This is a genomic window from Natrinema salifodinae, from assembly GCF_900110455.1.
Taxonomy (GTDB): domain Archaea; phylum Halobacteriota; class Halobacteria; order Halobacteriales; family Natrialbaceae; genus Natrinema; species Natrinema salifodinae.
In genome coordinates this window covers 352,557-369,651 of sequence record NZ_FOIS01000002.1, presented here as the reverse complement: position 1 = coordinate 369,651, position 17,095 = coordinate 352,557, and the positions used below count along the sequence as shown (strand labels likewise).

Here is a 17,095-nt window from a genome sequence, read left to right as displayed (position 1 = left end):
TCCCTCGCGCGGACCCGCCAACGGGATGCGACCGGCCTACTTCGAGAGGACGACGTTGTCGAGGTAGCTCGCGTCGTCGCCCGACCGGTACTCGCCGCGGATCCGAAGGACCTCCAGGTCGGCGAGGACCTCGCGGAACCGGTCTTCGGTCGCGAGCGGGTCCCGACTCGTCAGATCGATCCAGGTCGCGTCGGCGGTCAGCGGAACCTCGAACGTCGTCCACTCCTCGCCAGGCGCGCTGTTCGGGCCGCGGAACTCGTAGACGAGTTTCGCGTCGCCGCTCGCGAGCAGGACGTCGCCGCCCTCCACCGGATCGGCGTCGAACTGCCGGTCGGCCCGCGCCTGGCGGAGGTCGAAGGTCAACTGCCCGCCGTAGAACGACTCGCGGTCGCCGAGGTACTCGAACGGCGCCTGGTAGTACCAGGCGACGCCGCCCTGGTTTTCCTCGTCGCTGATGTGGCCGCCGGGGTTGCCGCCGCCGTCGCGGTAGACGGGGTGATTGCTCCCGCCGTTCTGGGAGATGAGCCAGCCGTCGGCGTCCTCGTCGAACGTGCTCTCGATGCGGTCGACGGGCTCGGTTTCGGGGGAGATGTCCGACGTGTGGATCGTCTTCGAGAACTGCTCGGTCCCGTACTCGTCGTAGATGCCGATCGTCAGCGTTTCGCCCGAGTCGGCGACGTCGACGGTGCCGAAGTTGGCGTACTCGCCCTTGGCGAAGAACTCGGTCGGGTTGAGCGCGGGGTAGAGGTCGTCGGCGGGGCCGGCGGGCGCGCCCAGCGGGCCGGCGACGGCCTCGACGAACTCGAACTCGCCGTCGTCGTTCGGATCGAACGCGCCGACGATCGACTTGTGGACGTCGCCGGCGACGACGACCAGGTTCGAGACCGGCGCCGTCTGTACGTGCTCGACGAGTTCGAGGAGTTCGGCCTCGTAGCCGGTCCGGTCGCCTGGCGTCGCCCAGGAGTCCGACGGGTAGCCGAGCGGGGCCGGCGAGGCCAGCAGTTTCCACGTCGCGTCGGAGTCAGCGAGCGCGTCCTTCAGCCACGCGAGTTGCTCGCGGCCGAGCAGCGTCTTCGAGTCGAGTTCGACGTTCGGATCGCGGTACTGGCGCGTGTCGATGACGAACAGTTCGACGTGTTTGCCCCAGCGGAAGGAATCGTAGAACCGGTTCGACTCGCCTGGCTCGGCGTCGTCGTCGCGGTCGAGCGGCCAGTACTCGCGGAAGGCCCGCCGGCCCTCGGGCATCAGCGGCTCGATCGGCCCCGCGAAGTTGTTGATGACCTCGTGATCGTCCCAGACGGTATACACCGACGTCGTCTCGAGTAGTTCTTGCAGGTTGGTTCGTTCGGCGACCTCCGCCGGCGGCTCGCGCATCTCCTTGTACTTGGCTCGGTAGGTCTCGAGGGCCTCGTCGACCGGGGTATCCTCGGTGATCTTCCCGGCCGGCGTCTGCGCGTCGGCGTAGATCGTGTCCCCGTGATAGAGGAAGAAGTCCGGTTCGCGCTCCGCGATCGTCCGCAGTCCCGGGAACGGCGGTTCGACGGGGTCGTCGCCGTACCCCCACGTGTCGCCGCTCCAGGCGAAGGAGACGCCGACTTCTTCGTCGGGCGCCGGTGCCGTCCGGAACGTGCCGCTCTCGACCGCGTCGGGAATCAGTTCCTCGGCCGGCCGATTGGCGCCTGACCCGCGACCGGGTTGGCTTTCGTCGGCCCTGCCTTGACGGTTCGGAGCGCCGCCGCGGTCGCGCAGCGGCCGGTACGCCGCCGCCGATTTCGTGGCCCAGACGTGATAGCGGTACCGCGTGTTGGAGTCGAGCCCCGCCAGGCGGACGTGGCCGGTGAAGTCGGTTTCGCCGTCGACCGTCGTCCGCTCGTATCCGACCCTGTCGAACGACTCGTCGGGACTGTACGCGACGTGGATCGTCGCCGCCGTTTCCGCACGGGCCCAGACGACTGCGGTCGTAGCAGTGACGTCTCCCACGGCGACGCCGTGTGTCAACGTCATGATGTCGTTCTCGACTCGCTCTCGCTCGCCGTCGTCCTCGCCCGTCGCGTCCTGCGCCCGCGCCTCCGCTGCGGTCCCGACCAGGCCGGTCGACGTCGCGGCCAGGCCGATCGTCTGAAGAAACGTGCGTCGGTTGTCCGTCGCCGGTTCGCCCCGTCGGTCCGCGTCGGAATCACTCATGACTGCAGTCAGTCACGCACTGGACACAGTCAACAGCCTGTATATGTTGGATATATTGGGACACGTTCCGAACTGACGGATACGTTTGCCGTCGTATCGGTACGGTCCCGAGAATAGCGCCTCGAACGGCTCTATCGATCGCCGTGGTGTGATTCACCGGCCCGGCGAGTCCGCGGGCCACACCCAGTCGGCTATGTGGCGGGAGCGCTACGCCTATTTGCGCCCGGTTCCAACGCGAATTCGTGCAACTGGTCGGGTACCGATCGAGCGGAAACGGCTCGGCACTGTTGATCAGCGACGCCGATGCCGATACCGACGGCGACGAGAACGGAGCCGGTGCCACCGTCGACCCGCGCCCGGTAGCGTCCGGCGACGACCTGGCCTACTCGCTCGGGGAGCGCCGCTGCGCCGGGGCGATCGACGAGGACGGCACGCACGTCACCTGTGACCGCTCGTCGGCCCCCTACTGCGAGTACCACACGAGCACGTGGGTCTGCGCCCGCTGTACGGGGACCTGTCTCAAAGACGAGATGGACTGCTACGAGGACCACGCCGTCTACATCGCCGCCTTCGCTCCGGACACGTTCAAGGTCGGCGTCACCCGTAGCTGGCGGCTCGAGACCCGCCTCCGCGAGCAGGGCGCCGACCGCGCGGCCCATATCCACACCGTCTCGAACGGCCGGGTCGCCCGCGAGATCGAGGCCGAGATCGCCGAGCGCCTGGTCGACCGCGTCCGGACGCCGACGAAAGTCGCCTCGCTCGCGGCCGCCGTCGACGAGACCGCCTGGCGAGACCTCCTCGCGGAGTTCGACGTGATCGAGGAGTTCGACTTCGACTACGGGATCGACCTCGACGCCCGCCCGGTGCGCGAGACGATCGCCTCGGGGACGGTCGTCGGCGTCAAAGGGCGGCTTCTGGTTCTAGACCACGGCGGCACGACCTACGCCGTGGACATGCGCGATCTCGTCGGACACGAACTCAAAGCGGGGCGAACGGATCGCGATCTCCAGTCGTCGCTGGGCTCGTTCGGCTAGCCCGTCTCGACGTACTCGAGTTTCGTCCCGCCGGTTTCCCCGGCATCCTCGTTTTTCGTCGCCGACGACGTCGAGTACGGCGTCGGCGAGTTCGCGCGGCCACTCGGTCGGGAGCGTTGCTCGCGGACCAGGCCCGCCGCGCGCATCCGAGACATGGCAACCCTTTTCCCCGCCGCTCCAGAATCGGTTCGTATGACGGACGAAAACGAAGCTCCCGACGGAGACGCGGGCAACGACGGCGAGAGCGAGGAAAAGTCCTTCCGCGAGCGAGTCGAGGAAATCCGCGAGAAGCGCGCCGAAGAGGGTGAAGGCGAGGGCGACGCCCCCGAGAGCCCGTTCGGCGGCGGTGGCGGTCCCGGCGGTATGGGCGGCGGCAACCCGTTCGCCCAGATGATGGGCGGCATGATGGGCGGCGGCCCGGGTGCCGGTCCCGGCGGCCCGGGTGCCGGTCCTGGCGGCAGTGACGAGAGCAACGAGGAACTCGTCCGCGAAGTTCGCCAACTCCGCGACGAGATGCGCGACCAGACCCGCGCGCTGAAGCGCATCGCCGACGCGCTCGAAGACCAGTAACGAGGAATCGTTCCGCAGCGATCCGTTTTCTCCGTACACCACCCTGATCAGCGGTGCACGGCTCTCACTCCCACGTCGTCGTTTCCCGTCGTAGCGATACGCCATCACTACTCACCCGTCCGCTCGATTTCGCGTCACGCCTGGCCCCGGCCGACGGCCGCACCTGCGGCCGTGACCGCGCCCGCGTTGGTGGCGCGCGAGGAGTTACTGTCTGACCCGGAGCCGACCCTGATCGTCGTACCGGAAGCCGGCGTCTTCGAACGCCGAGCGCGCCGCGCTCTCGTCGACCTCCCCGTCCGAGCCGAGAAACGGCGTTTCCGGATCCGAGCCGTCCCAGGTGAGGGGATCGGGAACCCACTGCTCGGGGACGGGAGCCGCGATGGGGCGTGCGCGCCCGTGAAACACCGTGTCGGTCAACCACTCCTTGTCGAGCAATTGTGCGATGATGCGCCGGAACCGGAAGTTGTTGAACGGCGCCTTGCGGACGTTGAACCCCAAGAAGTAGAACGTCCACGACGGGTCCTCGAGCAGCATCGTGTCCTCGGTCCCCTCGAATTCGTCGACGAGCCCCGTATCGATGGGCGAACTCGTGACGTCGGCGGTGTCGTCTTCGACGATCTGAACGGCCGCCTCCTCGCTCGGATCGATCCGGACGGACAGCTCGTCGACGGTCGGCTCCGGAAGGTCGACGGTCGGCCGGCGCGTGAAGTGGGTGTCGAACCGTTCGAAGGTGAGTAGATCGCCCTGTGTCCGATCTTCGAACTGGAACGGGCCGCTCCCGACCGGCGGTATGTTATCCGCGACGACCGCCTCCGTCGTTCCCTGGGCGATGCTGGCACCCGATCCGGGACCCATCACGTCGCCGCCTCTGTCGCGCCAGATGTGGGCCGGGAAGATCGGAACGAGGAGGGCGCGTTCGGCGACCGTTTCCGTCGTGTCGACGGTGAGTTCGAGGTGCTCGCGGCCGCGCGGATTGATCGTCTCGACGATCGCGGTCTGGCCCCGATATCGGGGTGCGGGCGACGGCGCCTCGGTCTCGTCGAGGGACATGTCCTGAAGGAATCGATAGGTGAAGGCGACGTCCTCGGCGGTCACCGGCTCTCCGTCGTGGAACGTACACCCCTCGCGGAGATGGACGTCGATCGTCCCGTCGTCCCATTTCCACTCGTCGGCGAGCCACGGCTCGATCTCGCCGTCGCGTTCGATCGCCAGCGAGTCGTAGAGCAGGTCGATGAACGCCCCGTGATCTCGGTAGTCGGCCGCAAGCGGGTTGAGGTTCTCGGTCGGCCTGGCGTCGATCTGCGTGGCCCGTAACTGGTCGACACCGTCGGACGGTTCGAGGCCGAGATACCCGCGGCGGGTCGCGAGGTGACCCTTGCCCCAATCGCCGAACCGATCGGTCCTGACGATCCGGTGTTCCTCGGGGACGCAGATCGGAACGAACGGCTGTTGGGTCGCGATTTCGTCGAGAATATTCGCGACTACCTCGTGGCGCTCGTCGCCGCCGACGCGCCGCTGCTCCTCGAGATAGTCGTCGACGGTCGGGTCGGTGTATCCGAAGGGGTTCTGCCAGCCCGACTCGTTGTCGTAGATCGAGTGCAGCGCCTCGTAGAGATAGTCGGGGTCGGTCCCGCCGGGATGGTGGCCGACACAGACGTCGAACTCGTGGTCGTACAGCACCGTCTGGTGGAAGTCGACCTGCGATCGGATGTCGATGGAGACGTCGATCCCGACCGTCTCGAGGACCTCGGCGAGTTCGCGCGCGAGTCGAGTACTTTCTCTGTCACTGTCCGCGGGGAGGGTAGTGATCGTCAGCGAGAGTTGGCTGATGTTGTCCGGGGCGAGGATGTCCCGGACCTGTTGCAGGCAGCCGGCGGTCGACGCCGTCAGCCCAGCCGTCGCCGCCAGCATCGCACGACGGCTAACGGTACTGCTCTCGTCGCCGCGGCTACACCGGTTGTGGGCGGCCCGTCGTCCCTTCATTTCGCTCGTCTATCATAGTAGAAGAGCCTCGATATAACAGTATTGTGCTCTGTGCGGATCGAAAGGGTGCGATTAACCGACGTATAAAACTGCGATACGGGTGATACGGCCGATCAGAACGCGCTCGACCCGCGTTGTCGCGACGGCGGATTCCGCTCAGACGGGTCAGTCACGCTTGCTCGCCGTCATCGTCCGTTAACCACTCCTGAAGCTGCGGGAACCGGTCGTCCAATAACTCCGACAGCGACCAGCGATCGACCAGGCGATCCGAGAGAGCGACGCAAACGGCGGCGAGTATCAGGCCGGCGGTGACGTCGATCCCCCAGTGGATGCCGAGGAACATCGTCGAAATCGCGACGCTAGCCGCCAGGACGACGGCGATGGGGAACCACTTCGGGAACTCCGACCGCGTCATCGAGGCGAAAGCCGCGACGGTTGCCGAGAGCGAGGTGTGCAACGACGGGAAGACGTTGGTGTTGGTGTTGACCTCGCGTGTGAGATACTTGTACTGCGGATTCGTATCGTACAGCATCGTCTCACCGAGTTCGGCGGGCATCAGGTTCCGTGGGCCGTACGCGATCACGAAGATATAGAAGAGTAGTCCGATCGCGTAGTTGAGCGCGTACGCTGCGAGCAGTCGCCGGAAGATCCGCGTATCCGAGAGCGTGAAGTAGGCGATAATCGGGAAGATCAGCAGAAACGTGTAGCCGTAGACGTAGATGGCCGAGAAGTACGCCGTCGTCTCTGCCGTCGCGATCGACTGGAAGAGCAGGATGAACTCCCCTTCGACGTTGTAGAACGTGGCGGTCAGGTGGACCCCGATCCGCCGCGAGAGTGCCGGGGCCGTCTGCCTGGCGACCCGATTGATCACTAAGACGACGGCCAGGATACCGATAATTGGGGCGGCGGTCCGGAGACGGCGCCGCCAATCAGTGCGCGTTCGTGCGAGGCGCTCGCGATCGATAAAGATGGCCACTGAGATCGGCAGCAGGGCCGCGATTACGATGACGAGCTGTGTCAGCACCTCGGCGAGCATCGCTGTTAGTAGCCTCCAAGCAACCGTCCATTATCATCGTATCGGAAGTAGGCTCGCTCGAACGTCGCTTTCGCCGCTTCGACGTTGAGTTCCCCGTCCGTGCCGAGAAACGGTGTTACCGGGTCCTCGCCGTTCCACTCGAGGTCCGGCGGTACCCACTCCTCGGTGACGGGCGTCGCGGTGGGCGTCGCGTAGTCGTCCCCATAGAACACCTCTTCGACGATGGCTTGCTTGTCCAGTAACCGGGTGACCGCTCGACGGAAGAGGGTGTTGGTGAACGGGGCCTCTCGGACGTTGAAGCCGAGGAAGTAGAAGGTACGCGAGTCCGAGTCGGGTTCCACCCGTGTGACGTCCGATGAGTCGGGAATGGCACCGATCGAGTACGCCTTGAGCATCGAGGCCGTCACGTCCGCACCGCCGTTGGCGATCCGTTCGACCGCGGATGCGCTGCTGGGATCGACGCTGAACCGGAGTTCTTCGACGGTCGGCTGGGGAAGCTCGACGTCCTCGCGGAGCGTGAAGTGATCTTCGAACCGACGGAGCGTGAGGTGCTCGTCTTCGGCGCGGTTCTCGAACTGATACGGGCCGCTGCCGACGGGCGGAATGTTGTCCGTCGTCACGACGGCCCACCGTCCCTGGGGCGCGGTAAGCTCGCCGTTGGCGGTGCGCCGGTCGACCCGCTCACGCCAGATGTGGGCGGGCAGGATCGGGACGGTGAGCGCTCGCTCGGCGATTGCTTCGCTCCCGGTCACCGGAATCATCAGTTCGTAGTCGTCCTCGATTGAGATTCCTTCGACCGCGACCGCGTCGACGTGGCCCCGGTATCGCGGTGCCGGCGACGGGACGTTGGCCCGTCCCAGCGCCGTATCCTGAAGGAACTGGTAGGTGAAGGCGACGTCGGCGGCGGTGACCGGCTCGCCGTCGTGGAAGGTACATCCCTCTCGAAGGGTTACGTTCGCCGTGAGCGTCACGTCCTGCCGTTCGTTCGGTTCCGACTCCGATTCGGCGTCGGTCGGAGACTCGGAATCGGACTCGGAGTCACCATCGGGATCGGATTCTAACTCCCTCGCCTCGTCCGGGTCGAGGAAGTCGACCGACTTGGCGAGCCAGAAGTCGATCTCTCCGTCCCGTTCCGTAACCAGGGAGTCGTACAGCAGGTCGATAGTCGTTCCACGTTCTCTGACCGTCGCCGAGAGCGGATTGAGGTTTGTCGAAACGCGGGCGTCGGTGACGAGAGCGTGGAGTTGTTCGACGTCGTCGGCCGACTCGAGCCCGAGGTAGCCGTGGCGGGTCGCGAGGTGTCCGTCCTCCCAGCCGGTAAATCGATCCGTTCTGGCGACGCGGTACTCGCGGGGGAAACAGATCGGGTCGAACGGCTTTTCCTCGGCCAGGGCTCGCAGGACCGGTGCGATCTCGCCGGTGGTACGCCACCGTTCGAGGTCGGTATCGAAGGAGAACACGCCGGTAACACCGAACGGGTTCTGCCAGCCGGCCTCGCCGGCGAACGTGGAGTGGAGGGATTCGTAGAGGAAGTCGGGATTGTAATCGGCGGGGTGGCGACCGACGTAGAGATCGAAGTCGTGTTCGATCAGGACAGCCTCTAATAGCTCCGACCGCGACCGCATGTCCAGCGAAACGTTGATTCCGACGGCTTCAAGGTTCGCTTCGAGCCGGCGGGCGATCTGGACGGCCTGTCTGTCCGCGTCCGCCGGAACCGTGGCGATGGACAGCGAGATCTGGTCGTCACCGTTCTGATCGACGACGCTCCGGACGCGATCGACGCAACCGCTCGTCACCGTTGCGGCGCCGGCCGCACCGGCGGCGAGGACCGAGCGTCTGCTGACGCCGTCGTCAGGCGGTGTTCGGTTCGAATTCATCCTGTTCTGTCACACCTCTTTACCTTTGATATATAACAATATTGCGTACTATGATCGAATACGGGGTAGGATTAAGAATCTTTTCACTCCGCCACACATTCGTCTCAATTGTACCACAGTATGATATTAGTTGACACTCTTCTCAGCGGGTGGTAAACGGCGCCGCCGCCGGAGCGCAACATCAATACGTCGACCGACCGAACCGTCGACCATGGACGTCGCCGCCGACCGAATCGAGCGCCTGCACGACCTCGCCCGAGCGGCGGCAACGGACGGGAACGAGGACCGCGCTCGCTACTACGTCCGCCTCGCACAGCGGGTTGCGGAGCGAAACCGACTGACGCTCCCGCGGATGTTTCGCCGCTTCACTTGCGACCGCTGCGACGCGTACCTCCGACCGGGAACCAACGCTCGCGTTAGGCTTCAGGACGACCACGTCGTCATCACCTGCAACTGCGGCGCACACGCGAGATACCCCTACGAGGACTGACGATCGAGGCCAGGCCGCGATGTCCGCTCACGGTCGGCCGACTCGCGACCGGTCCGCATCGGGAGATTGAAACCGCTTCCATCCTTTACACAGGGGTATGGACCAACAAGAACTCAAGCGCCGCGCGCACGACCTCGACGTGACCGTCTGGGTCGGCAAGAGCGGCATCGAATCCGTCGTCGACGAACTCGACGACCAGCTGACGAATCGTGACCTGGTGAAAGTGAAATTCCTGCGGGCGGCTCGCGCCGGGAGTTCGACCGACGAAAAGGCGGCGGACCTCGCGGACCGCGTCAACGCCGACCTCATCGACACGCGCGGACACACTGCGGTGCTCCACCGATGAGCGCCATCCCTGCCGTTCCGCTTCAGGGCGAGGCCGGGAACGGGGGCGGGGACTTGGATCTGGGACTGATCGGTCGAGCACTCGAAGACGCGGGACTCACCGCGGCCCAGGCCGGGGCCGCCGAAGGGGCGATTCGATTTCTCATCGCGCTCGTCGCGATCTGGATCGTCGGTCGCGTCCTGATTCTACCGCTGGTCAAACGGGCCTTAGACAGGCGCGACCTCGACGAACACGCCCAGAATCCGCTGTTGATGCTCGCGCGGTTCGGCGTCCTCTTCGTCGCGATCGCCGTCGCCTTCGGCTTCGGCGGCTTCGGGAACTTCTTCGTGTCGCTGGCCGGGATCGCGGCCGCCGGAACGCTCGCGGTCGGCCTGGCCATGCAGAACGTGCTCTCGAACTTCGTCGCGGGCGCATTCATCTACACCGACAAGCCGTTCCGGATCGGCGACTGGATCGAGTGGGACGACGGCACCTATTCAGGCGTCGTCGAGGACATCAGCTTCCGCGTCACGCGCGTCCGGACGTTCGATAACGAACTGCTCACGGTGCCGAACACGGAACTCACCGACAACGTGCTGAAGAACCCCGTCGACGCCGACAAGCTCCGGCTGAAGTTCGTCTTCGGCATCGGCTACGACGACGACATCGATCGGGCGTCCGAGATCATCGTCGAGGAAGCGGAGAAGCACCCCAACATCATGGACGATCCCGCCCCGTCGGTCCGCCTGACGGAACTGGGCGACTCCGACATGGGGCTCCAGTCGCGGTTCTGGATCGCGAACCCCGACCGCGCGGACTTCGTCCGCATCCGCGGCGAGTACGTCACGGCGGTCAAACGTCGCTTCGACGAGGAGGGGATCGACATCCCCTACCCCGTTCGCACGCTCGAGGGCGACCTGTCGTTCGGGAGCGACAGCGGACAGAGCGTCGTGCAACCGGCCGAGTAACACGATACTCGATTCCGGGTTTCTTCTCGTTCCGTTCACACCGGATCGAGAGAGCTTCGAGCCGTCACCTCGATAGCTGGGAGTGGGGTTCGCGACGACCGACGTGAGCGAAACGAACGGAAGGAGGAGTGCTTTCGATCGACAGTTCACCGCGTGCGCAGGGCGCGTAGCGCCGCCGCTCACGCGGCGTTAAATCAGGTATGAATGCGGACGGCCGCAGTTGCCCGGCGTTCCGACCGGGGGAATCTCGGTTGCCTTCTCCACCCCGCGACCCGTCGAGCGACAGGTGTCCGGCGGTCCACTGCTCGCTTCCGCGCCTGATGGGCTGTCGCCGACTAACCGCGATGGGACGTCCCTGCGGACGGCCATCGCGGACCGCTGTCCCCGACGGACGAGGCTTCTCTGTTGGCTCCCGAGGCCCCGGCCGGTCGGACCGGACGCCTACGGTGTTCGGTCCCCGCTAATGACCATAGCGCGGGTAGTGAGCAGGGCCAAACTGCCCGACCTAGTCCATCCCATCATAGTGGACGGGTACTTAAGGACCTTTCGCCTTCCCGGCTCGGACTCCAATCCCGGACCGGACTCGGGAGCCGATTTACCGGCAACGGGAACGAGAACCGAACCGGGACGAGAACGATGGAGGCAGCTCATTCGAGGAAGAGACGGCGGACCGCCGCCGCTTAGCCCTCGAGCGGGATCTCCTTGCCGCGGGCCGTCGTCTCGGCGGTCGGCAGCCGGACTTCGAGGACGCCGTTGGTGTACTCGGCGCTGATGGCCTCGTCGTCAGTCGAGTAGTCAGGAACGTATCGACACACACGACGGATGTTCTCGAACCCGGTCGGATTTTACGCTGATCTCCGACCCCATACCGATCGTCATCGGGCGACCGAATCTCGTCCGGGCGACGCACCGGTCTCGCCCGGTATGCTCCGAGGGAGGAAAAGGCCCATTAGCTCTGCGACAGATCGTTTGCATATGGGACTCGGCAGTACTGCAAAGAAGATTCAGGGCCTCTCGGATCGGGCCGAGGCGATGTACAAGCAGGTACAGAAACTCCAGCAGCGGATCACCAGCCTGGAAGAGGAAATGGACGAGACGCACGACACGGTCACGCGGATGGACCACCAGCTTACCGAGCAGCGCGAACTCCTGCTGGCGATCGCCGAGGAGCAGGGGATCGACGGCGAGCAGATCCTGGCCGAAGCGGCGATCGACGAGGCCGAATTCGCGAACGCGGAGGCGGACGCCGGCGACGCGACCGACTCCGACGCGGACGACTCGACGGCGAGCGACGCCTCCGACGCGACCGCCGAGTGACGGCGTAGCCGGCCGGTCGACGAACCGCACGGCCTGGTCGTCGCGTCCTGTGTCCCCTATCGGGGCGTGACCGGCCGTGGGCGCGCGGAATCTTCACATTCAGACCCACAGTTCTCTGTCTCGCGGCCGGAATTCGATCGGTCGCGGCGGTCAACTGTGATCGGTAGATATCGTCTGGTAGGGAGCGCTCTTTGATCAGCCCCGCTCCCCACTCACAATCCGACGTCCGCTCGGAAACGAGTCGTCGCCGCGATAGCGGCAGTGAGACGGTGTCTCCTCCCACTCGCGATTGTAAAGGTAAGATCTAACAACGGAGGCAACATTTGCCAGCGTAATGACGACCCACGAGGAGCCGGTGGATTCGGTGCTCGAGACGATCGGTCGAACACCGCTCGTTCGGCTCCAGAACGGTCCCGAGGGGGTCCCGATCTACGCGAAACTCGAGACGTTCAACCCCGGGGCCAGCGTCAAGGATCGCATCGGCCAGTACATGCTCGAACGAATGCTCGAGCGCGGCGACGTCCCGCCTAGCGGGACGATCATCGAACCGACCGCCGGGAACACGGGCATCGGCCTGGCGATCGCGGCCGAACAACTGGGTCTGGACGCAATCTTCGTCGTTCCGGAGCGATTCAGCGTGGAGAAACAGCAGCTGATGGCGGCGCTGGGCGCCGAGGTCATCAACACGCCCACGGAGGACGGCATGGACGGGGCGATCGCGCGCGCCCACGATCTGGCCGACGAACTCGACGACGCCGCCGTCCCCCAGCAGTTCTCGAACCCGTTGAACGCGGAGGCCCACTACGAGACGACCGCCCCCGAGATCTACGAGGCGCTCGACGGGGAGGTCGGCGCGGTCGTCGTCGGGTGTGGCACCGCCGGCACGCTCATGGGAATCGCCCGCTACGCGCTCGAACAGGATCCCGACACCCACGTCGTCGCCGTCGAACCCGAGGGCTCGGTGTACGGCGAACTCTTCGAGGAGGACCGCGAGGAAGCCGAGTACAAGATCGAGGGGATCGGCACCCACGACACCACAACCAACGAACTGTTCGACCCCGATCTGATCGACGACGTCCTCGCCATCGCGGATCGCGACGCCCACGCGGAACTCAAACGCCTGGCGCGCGAGGAGGGCCACCTGGTCGCCTCGAGCGCGGGGGCCGCAAGCGTCGCGTCGAAACGAGTTGCCCAACAGATCGCCGACGGCGACGTCGAGGCGCCCCACGAGACGGTCGTGACGATCTTCCCGGATTCGAGCGAGCGCTACCTCTCGAAGGGGATCTACCGGTCGTTCGAGGAGTGGACTTCGTAAGACGGGTTCCCGCGGCGGGAGACCCCGCAGGGACCGTCCCGGCGTCGCGTCCGGCAGTCGCCGACCAGTACACTCTTTAAACCGCCCCGACAGGAGTGGAGATATGAGTCGGCTGCCCGACGCCCTCCCGTCCGACGCGGCGGTCTCGCCCGCCCTCCGGACGAAACTCGAGCACTATGCTGATCAGGGCGGCCTGCTGGGGACGTTCACGTACTTCTTTGCGTCTCTCGAGACCGACGGCGAGGATCTCGCCGCGACGCTCGCGTCGATCCCGACCGATTGCTTCGCGGCGAGTGCGCTCCACGACGACGCGATTGATCAGGGTGGTGTCGATACCGATACCGCCGCCGACGAGTGGTCCGGCGACCGAAAGCGACGGCTGAACGAACACATCTCGGCGGGGGACCTCGTCTTCGCGAACGTTATCGACGCCGTCGGCGCGGCGCCGGCCGACGTCGACCTGACCCCGGTCCTCGAGACGATCCGCGAGATCGGCGCCGGGCAACTCGCGGAGGAGACGTTCGACGCAACGACGGCGTCCGTCGACGACGCAATCGCTCGCGTCGAAGCCCGCGGGAGCGTCTGGGGCGACCTCGCGGCCGACCTCGTCGGCGCGACCGGGTCCTACTCCGAAACGCAACTCGAGTCCGTCCGGACGATCGCGACGAACGGCCTGTTCGTACTGACCATCATCGACGACCTGGCGGACCTCCCGGCGGATATCGACAACGACGTCGCGACCCTGCCGCTCGTCTGTTTCGATGGCGATCCAGACGCGTATCGCTCGACCGAGGAACTGGTCGACGCGGTTCTCGCCTCCGACGTGCCCGACCGCCTCCGGGACCTCGTCGACCGGCGCCGGGCCGCGATCGACGCCGCCGCCGCGGACCTGTGGGCGTCGCTCGAGCACTCCGACCGAGCGCTGCTCGACGCCGCGTTCCGCGCGCTGACGTGGTATCGCGAGTCGGTCTGTTCGGTTCCGGTCGCCGAGACCGTCCCGTCAACGGCCCGGCCCGCGCTCCGCGAGCACCTGACCGGCGACGCGGCGACCAGGCGCGCCTTCGTCGCCGACCGGCTCGATGCGCTCCCGATCGCCGTCCCGGTCGACCCCGAGGACGCGAGCGCGACGTTGGCCGACCTGCCGGACGACCGCCTGGTACGGACGGCGGTCCTCTGTCGGCACGTCGGGACGCTGGCCGACTCGCTGATGCCGACGACGCTGGACGACGCCCTCGCGGAGTTGCGAGGCGCGTCGACGGCGACGCCGTGACTACCGCCCCCGACTCCCGACTGTCGACTGCCGAGTGTCGCGGACCGATTCAGGCGACGAGCCGTCGGTGCTGGACCTTCATGCACCGGTTCTGGACGACCCGTCGGCCCTCGGCCTCGGCGCGGGCCGCCGCCTGGTCGTCGCGGATGCCCTGCTGGGTCCAGATGACGTCGACGTCGTCGCGCGCGAGGGCTGCGTCGACGATGCCGGCGACCTCCTCGCTGGGCCGGAAGACACAGACCACGTCGATCTCGTCCTCGACCGCCGCGAGGGAGTCGGCGGCCTGGCGGCCGAATATTTCGTCCGCGTGGGGGTTGACCGGGATCACGTCGTAGCCGTGATCGAGCAGGTACTTCGGCACGTCGTGGGCGGCCTTGCCGGGCGTTCTGGAGCAGCCGACGACGGCGATCGTTTCGGACGCGAGAATCTCCTCGAGTTCGTCCGCGGATTCGACTGGCATGGCTCGATGTAGGAAGTCCACGAGTAAACGTCTCGGGATCGGGGTGACCGCGGAGCGCTACGTCGAGAGCCCGGCCGTTCGGATCTCGGGCTCCTCGCCGTCGGCCGTCTCCGTGACCTCGATGACCGCGTCGAACAGCTGTTTGAGCGTGTTCATCGTCTGCTCGTCGTGTGACGTCGAGTCGATGACGTACAGTCCCATCGCGTCGGCGCTCTGGATCCGACCGGTGAAGACGTGGAGGAACCGGAACACGGTCTGTAAGTCGGAGTACATCAACAGCGTCGAGACGGAGTGCAAGAGCACGCGGTTCTCCGTGAGTTCGCGAGTCTCGTAGAACTCCTGGAGGAACTCCGAGAGCTTGATTCCGATCCCGGTCATGTCGACGGGCGAGGAGGCGTACTTGATCCGCGGATCGTCGTCGATGGTCCCGATCCCGCGCTGTTTGGTCACGCAATCGACGACGCCGATATCGGGTACGACGCCCTCCTCGACGTACTCGTCAAAGCCCTCCAGGACCTTGTCGGCGCTGTCTTTCGTGGTGACGACGATCGACCCGTCATCGCGGTTCGCACCGCTGGCGAGGATTTCGAAGGCGATCCGTCGTTTCCCCGTCAGTGGCGGGCCCGCGACGAGTACGTTCGTCCCCGGGTCGAGTTCGGCGTCCGGCAGGACATCTGCAAGGTCATACATACCAGATACTCTCTCCCATGGATCGTCGTAGCGACGACCACTGCCGGACTCACTCCCCCTCAGGCGTCCGGCGTGTTGTATGAAAATACGAGAACCGGCATATAGTACTTTTGATCATACTACCTCCATTACACTCGGGCGTTTCGAACCCCCGTGGTCCAGCCGGCTTCGACGTGCAATCGGCTAACCGAGCATCGGGACCGAAATCGCAGCCCGTCCGACGATAAACGCCAGCGCGGCGAGAAACATCCCATACTTGAGATGCGACTGGCCGGCGGTCGGGTCCTCGAAGCTCTCGTAGGCCGCGACGAGCATGACGACGTCCGCGGGGACAACCACCGCCAGGTAAGCGACGCCGAAGTCCCCGCGGAGGAACGGGACCGGACTCGCGATCACGGCCGCGAGCAACAGGCCGGCGGCGACGGCGAGCGACCGCCACTCCCCGATCGCGATCGGGAGCGTGTGCAACCCCTCTTCGCGGTCGCCCTCGACGTCCTCGACGTCCTTGATGACCTCCCGCGTCAGCGTCGCAATCGCCGACAGGAGAAAGAGGACGACCGCCGACCCGATGTTACCGACCGCCGCGGCCCCGAAGAGAAACGTGCTCCCGACCAGGTACGCCACGAGCGCGTTTCCGAGCCCGGGCAGCCCCTTGAAGACCTCGGTGTAGGCCACCAGCGCGACGAGATTGACCGCCGCGATGAGGATCGCCAGGCGCGGCAGGAGTAACGCCGCCGACGCGACCGCACCGGCGAAGAGCAGTCCGCTGAACGCGAGTGCACCGCGCGGGCTCACCGCTCCCCGGGGAATCGGCCTGTCGGGCTGATTGATTCGATCGATCTCCCGGTCGAAGTAGTCGTTGATCGCGTTTCCAGCGCCGACCGCCAGGCCCGTCGCGGCGACCGCGGTGGCGACCGCCGTCGGTGCCGACGCCGCGCCGCCGGCGACGAACGCCCCGATGAACGTCAGCACGCTCGCCGCGATCACGTTCACCGGCCGCGTCAACTCGAGCAACCCGCGGACCGTCTCCCCCGCTGTCATGGGAGCAACTGGTCAGTCGCGGTGGTTAAACGGTACGATCCGCCGGTGGCACGAAGGCCTGCTGATAGCGGAGAAAGCAAATCCGAATCGACTCGATCGAGTCGGCGCTCGCGCCGGTTCGCTATCGGACCAGGCCAGCGCCGGCCTGGCGGGTCGGTATCGGACTCGGTCTCGGGCTCACCGCCAGGTATCGAGATCGCAGACCGCGTCGGCGTCGATCTCGAGCCACTTACTCACCCGTTCGTCACCGGTCGCGTTGGCGGGCACGGCGGTCCAGACGCCGTCGTCGCCCTTGTCGGCGAGCAACTCGAGCGGCGCCGCACCGGACTGCACCTCGTCGGAAGGGGAGGCCTCGTTGACCGTCATGACACGGGTACTCGTTGGGACTCCATCCCAAAGACCCCGTGCGGCGATTGTCAGTCACTGAGAATTCTTCGCAAGTCCCGCGAGTGGTGCGAGTGAGGGACGTGGTCGCGCCTGGCGGACCTCAAACAAATCGAGTGACTTATACGGTCCCGCCAGGAACGAAACGGTG

General features: G+C 65.9%; 18 protein-coding genes and 1 other RNA gene. 8 read left to right on the top strand and 11 right to left on the bottom strand.

Annotated features, from left to right (window positions below):
* Window positions 1-36: 36 nt before the first annotated feature.
* Window positions 37-2,184: an alkaline phosphatase D family protein gene (locus tag BMY29_RS07230; protein ID WP_049988522.1), complete on the bottom strand. Its 2,148-nt coding sequence runs from the start codon at window positions 2,182-2,184 to the stop codon at window positions 37-39.
* A 242-nt stretch (window positions 2,185-2,426) separates the two neighbouring features.
* Between BMY29_RS07230 and BMY29_RS07225 the strand changes: the two genes are divergently transcribed.
* Window positions 2,427-3,218 carry a DUF2797 domain-containing protein gene (locus BMY29_RS07225; protein WP_049988521.1) on the top strand — a complete coding sequence of 264 codons (792 nt, stop codon included), beginning with the start codon at window positions 2,427-2,429 and terminating at the stop codon, window positions 3,216-3,218.
* Here BMY29_RS07225 and BMY29_RS20985 read toward each other — a convergent pair.
* Window positions 3,215-3,373, bottom strand: a complete 159-nt coding sequence (locus BMY29_RS20985) for a hypothetical protein (protein WP_160290087.1) — start codon at window positions 3,371-3,373, stop codon at window positions 3,215-3,217. The genes BMY29_RS07225 and BMY29_RS20985 overlap by 4 nt on opposite strands.
* Window positions 3,374-3,410: 37 nt before the next feature.
* Here BMY29_RS20985 and BMY29_RS07220 point away from each other — a divergent pair, with 37 nt between their 5' ends.
* The gene (locus BMY29_RS07220; RefSeq protein ID WP_049988520.1) at window positions 3,411-3,788 is read left to right on the top strand and encodes a hypothetical protein; all 378 of its coding nucleotides are present in this window, start codon (window positions 3,411-3,413) and stop codon (window positions 3,786-3,788) included.
* Between the two features lie 204 nt (window positions 3,789-3,992).
* On the opposite strand, the gene BMY29_RS07215 is transcribed toward BMY29_RS07220, so the two are convergent.
* The 3 genes from BMY29_RS07215 to BMY29_RS07205 form a co-directional block, all read right to left on the bottom strand.
* Window positions 3,993-5,771, bottom strand: coding sequence for an ABC transporter substrate-binding protein (locus BMY29_RS07215; RefSeq protein ID WP_049988519.1), 1,779 nt, complete (start codon window positions 5,769-5,771; stop codon window positions 3,993-3,995).
* Between the two features lie 169 nt (window positions 5,772-5,940).
* Window positions 5,941-6,807 carry a phosphatase PAP2 family protein gene (locus BMY29_RS07210; protein WP_049988518.1) on the bottom strand — a complete coding sequence of 289 codons (867 nt, stop codon included), beginning with the start codon at window positions 6,805-6,807 and terminating at the stop codon, window positions 5,941-5,943.
* A 5-nt stretch (window positions 6,808-6,812) separates the two neighbouring features.
* On the bottom strand, window positions 6,813-8,684 hold the full coding sequence (locus BMY29_RS07205) for an ABC transporter substrate-binding protein (RefSeq protein WP_049988517.1): 1,872 nt from the start codon (window positions 8,682-8,684) through the stop codon (window positions 6,813-6,815).
* Between the two features lie 211 nt (window positions 8,685-8,895).
* Between BMY29_RS07205 and BMY29_RS07200 the strand changes: the two genes are divergently transcribed.
* From BMY29_RS07200 to BMY29_RS07190, 3 genes are all read left to right on the top strand, one after another.
* Window positions 8,896-9,174: a ribonuclease P protein component 4 gene (locus BMY29_RS07200; protein ID WP_049988516.1), complete on the top strand. Its 279-nt coding sequence runs from the start codon at window positions 8,896-8,898 to the stop codon at window positions 9,172-9,174.
* Window positions 9,175-9,271: 97 nt separating this feature from the next.
* Entirely contained in the window at window positions 9,272-9,520 is a 249-nt protein-coding gene (locus BMY29_RS07195) for a YhbY family RNA-binding protein (RefSeq protein ID WP_049988515.1), read from the top strand.
* On the top strand, window positions 9,517-10,467 hold the full coding sequence (locus tag BMY29_RS07190) for a mechanosensitive ion channel family protein (RefSeq protein ID WP_049988514.1): 951 nt from the start codon (window positions 9,517-9,519) through the stop codon (window positions 10,465-10,467). The genes BMY29_RS07195 and BMY29_RS07190 overlap by 4 nt, the downstream gene beginning before the upstream one ends.
* 204 nt (window positions 10,468-10,671) lie before the next feature.
* Here BMY29_RS07190 and ffs read toward each other — a convergent pair.
* Together ffs and BMY29_RS07180 are read right to left on the bottom strand one after the other, a co-directional pair.
* Window positions 10,672-10,983, bottom strand: an RNA gene (gene ffs, locus BMY29_RS07185) — signal recognition particle sRNA.
* Between the two features lie 164 nt (window positions 10,984-11,147).
* Window positions 11,148-11,282, bottom strand: a complete 135-nt coding sequence (locus BMY29_RS07180; RefSeq protein WP_241471231.1) for an Hsp20 family protein — start codon at window positions 11,280-11,282, stop codon at window positions 11,148-11,150.
* 160 nt (window positions 11,283-11,442) lie between these two features.
* On the opposite strand from BMY29_RS07180, the gene BMY29_RS07175 reads away from it, so the two are divergent.
* From BMY29_RS07175 to BMY29_RS07165, 3 genes are all read left to right on the top strand, one after another.
* Window positions 11,443-11,784 (top strand): DUF5798 family protein, encoded by a 342-nt coding sequence (locus BMY29_RS07175; protein ID WP_049988513.1) that lies wholly within the window; start codon window positions 11,443-11,445, stop codon window positions 11,782-11,784.
* A 334-nt stretch (window positions 11,785-12,118) separates the two neighbouring features.
* Window positions 12,119-13,099 (top strand): PLP-dependent cysteine synthase family protein, encoded by a 981-nt coding sequence (locus BMY29_RS07170; RefSeq protein ID WP_049988512.1) that lies wholly within the window; start codon window positions 12,119-12,121, stop codon window positions 13,097-13,099.
* Window positions 13,100-13,202: 103 nt separating this feature from the next.
* Entirely contained in the window at window positions 13,203-14,369 is a 1,167-nt protein-coding gene (locus BMY29_RS07165) for a class 1 isoprenoid biosynthesis enzyme (protein WP_049988511.1), read from the top strand.
* A gap of 49 nt (window positions 14,370-14,418) precedes the next feature.
* Here the strand turns inward: BMY29_RS07165 and BMY29_RS07160 are convergent, their stop codons facing one another.
* From BMY29_RS07160 to BMY29_RS07145, 4 genes are all read right to left on the bottom strand, one after another.
* A complete protein-coding gene (locus BMY29_RS07160) occupies window positions 14,419-14,829 on the bottom strand; it encodes a CoA-binding protein (RefSeq protein ID WP_049988510.1) in 411 nt (136 codons plus the stop codon).
* Between the two features lie 57 nt (window positions 14,830-14,886).
* Window positions 14,887-15,519, bottom strand: coding sequence for an RAD55 family ATPase (locus BMY29_RS07155; protein WP_049988509.1), 633 nt, complete (start codon window positions 15,517-15,519; stop codon window positions 14,887-14,889).
* A 183-nt stretch (window positions 15,520-15,702) separates the two neighbouring features.
* Window positions 15,703-16,560 carry a geranylgeranylglycerol-phosphate geranylgeranyltransferase gene (locus tag BMY29_RS07150; RefSeq protein WP_049988508.1) on the bottom strand — a complete coding sequence of 286 codons (858 nt, stop codon included), beginning with the start codon at window positions 16,558-16,560 and terminating at the stop codon, window positions 15,703-15,705.
* 177 nt (window positions 16,561-16,737) lie between these two features.
* Window positions 16,738-16,926: a DUF7511 domain-containing protein gene (locus BMY29_RS07145; RefSeq protein ID WP_049988507.1), complete on the bottom strand. Its 189-nt coding sequence runs from the start codon at window positions 16,924-16,926 to the stop codon at window positions 16,738-16,740.
* Window positions 16,927-17,095: the final 169 nt, after the last annotated feature.

Excerpts from the sequence above, each read along its gene's own strand:
- BMY29_RS07190 (WP_049988514.1), top strand. The coding sequence starts at position 9,517 with ATGAGCGCCATCCCTGCCGTTCCGCTTCAGGGCGAGGCCGGGAACGGG.
- BMY29_RS07165 (WP_049988511.1), top strand. The coding sequence starts at position 13,203 with ATGAGTCGGCTGCCCGACGCCCTCCCGTCCGACGCGGCGGTCTCGCCC.
- BMY29_RS07215 (WP_049988519.1), bottom strand. The coding sequence starts at position 5,771 with ATGAAGGGACGACGGGCCGCCCACAACCGGTGTAGCCGCGGCGACGAG.
- BMY29_RS20985 (WP_160290087.1), bottom strand. The coding sequence starts at position 3,373 with ATGTCTCGGATGCGCGCGGCGGGCCTGGTCCGCGAGCAACGCTCCCGA.
- BMY29_RS07145 (WP_049988507.1), bottom strand. The coding sequence starts at position 16,926 with ATGACGGTCAACGAGGCCTCCCCTTCCGACGAGGTGCAGTCCGGTGCG.
- BMY29_RS07195 (WP_049988515.1), top strand. The coding sequence starts at position 9,272 with ATGGACCAACAAGAACTCAAGCGCCGCGCGCACGACCTCGACGTGACC.
- BMY29_RS07155 (WP_049988509.1), bottom strand. The coding sequence starts at position 15,519 with ATGTATGACCTTGCAGATGTCCTGCCGGACGCCGAACTCGACCCGGGG.
- BMY29_RS07160 (WP_049988510.1), bottom strand. The coding sequence starts at position 14,829 with ATGCCAGTCGAATCCGCGGACGAACTCGAGGAGATTCTCGCGTCCGAA.
- BMY29_RS07230 (WP_049988522.1), bottom strand. The coding sequence starts at position 2,184 with ATGAGTGATTCCGACGCGGACCGACGGGGCGAACCGGCGACGGACAAC.
- BMY29_RS07175 (WP_049988513.1), top strand. The coding sequence starts at position 11,443 with ATGGGACTCGGCAGTACTGCAAAGAAGATTCAGGGCCTCTCGGATCGG.
- BMY29_RS07220 (WP_049988520.1), top strand. The coding sequence starts at position 3,411 with ATGACGGACGAAAACGAAGCTCCCGACGGAGACGCGGGCAACGACGGC.
- BMY29_RS07170 (WP_049988512.1), top strand. The coding sequence starts at position 12,119 with ATGACGACCCACGAGGAGCCGGTGGATTCGGTGCTCGAGACGATCGGT.
- BMY29_RS07210 (WP_049988518.1), bottom strand. The coding sequence starts at position 6,807 with ATGCTCGCCGAGGTGCTGACACAGCTCGTCATCGTAATCGCGGCCCTG.
- BMY29_RS07200 (WP_049988516.1), top strand. The coding sequence starts at position 8,896 with ATGGACGTCGCCGCCGACCGAATCGAGCGCCTGCACGACCTCGCCCGA.
- BMY29_RS07150 (WP_049988508.1), bottom strand. The coding sequence starts at position 16,560 with ATGACAGCGGGGGAGACGGTCCGCGGGTTGCTCGAGTTGACGCGGCCG.
- BMY29_RS07205 (WP_049988517.1), bottom strand. The coding sequence starts at position 8,684 with ATGAATTCGAACCGAACACCGCCTGACGACGGCGTCAGCAGACGCTCG.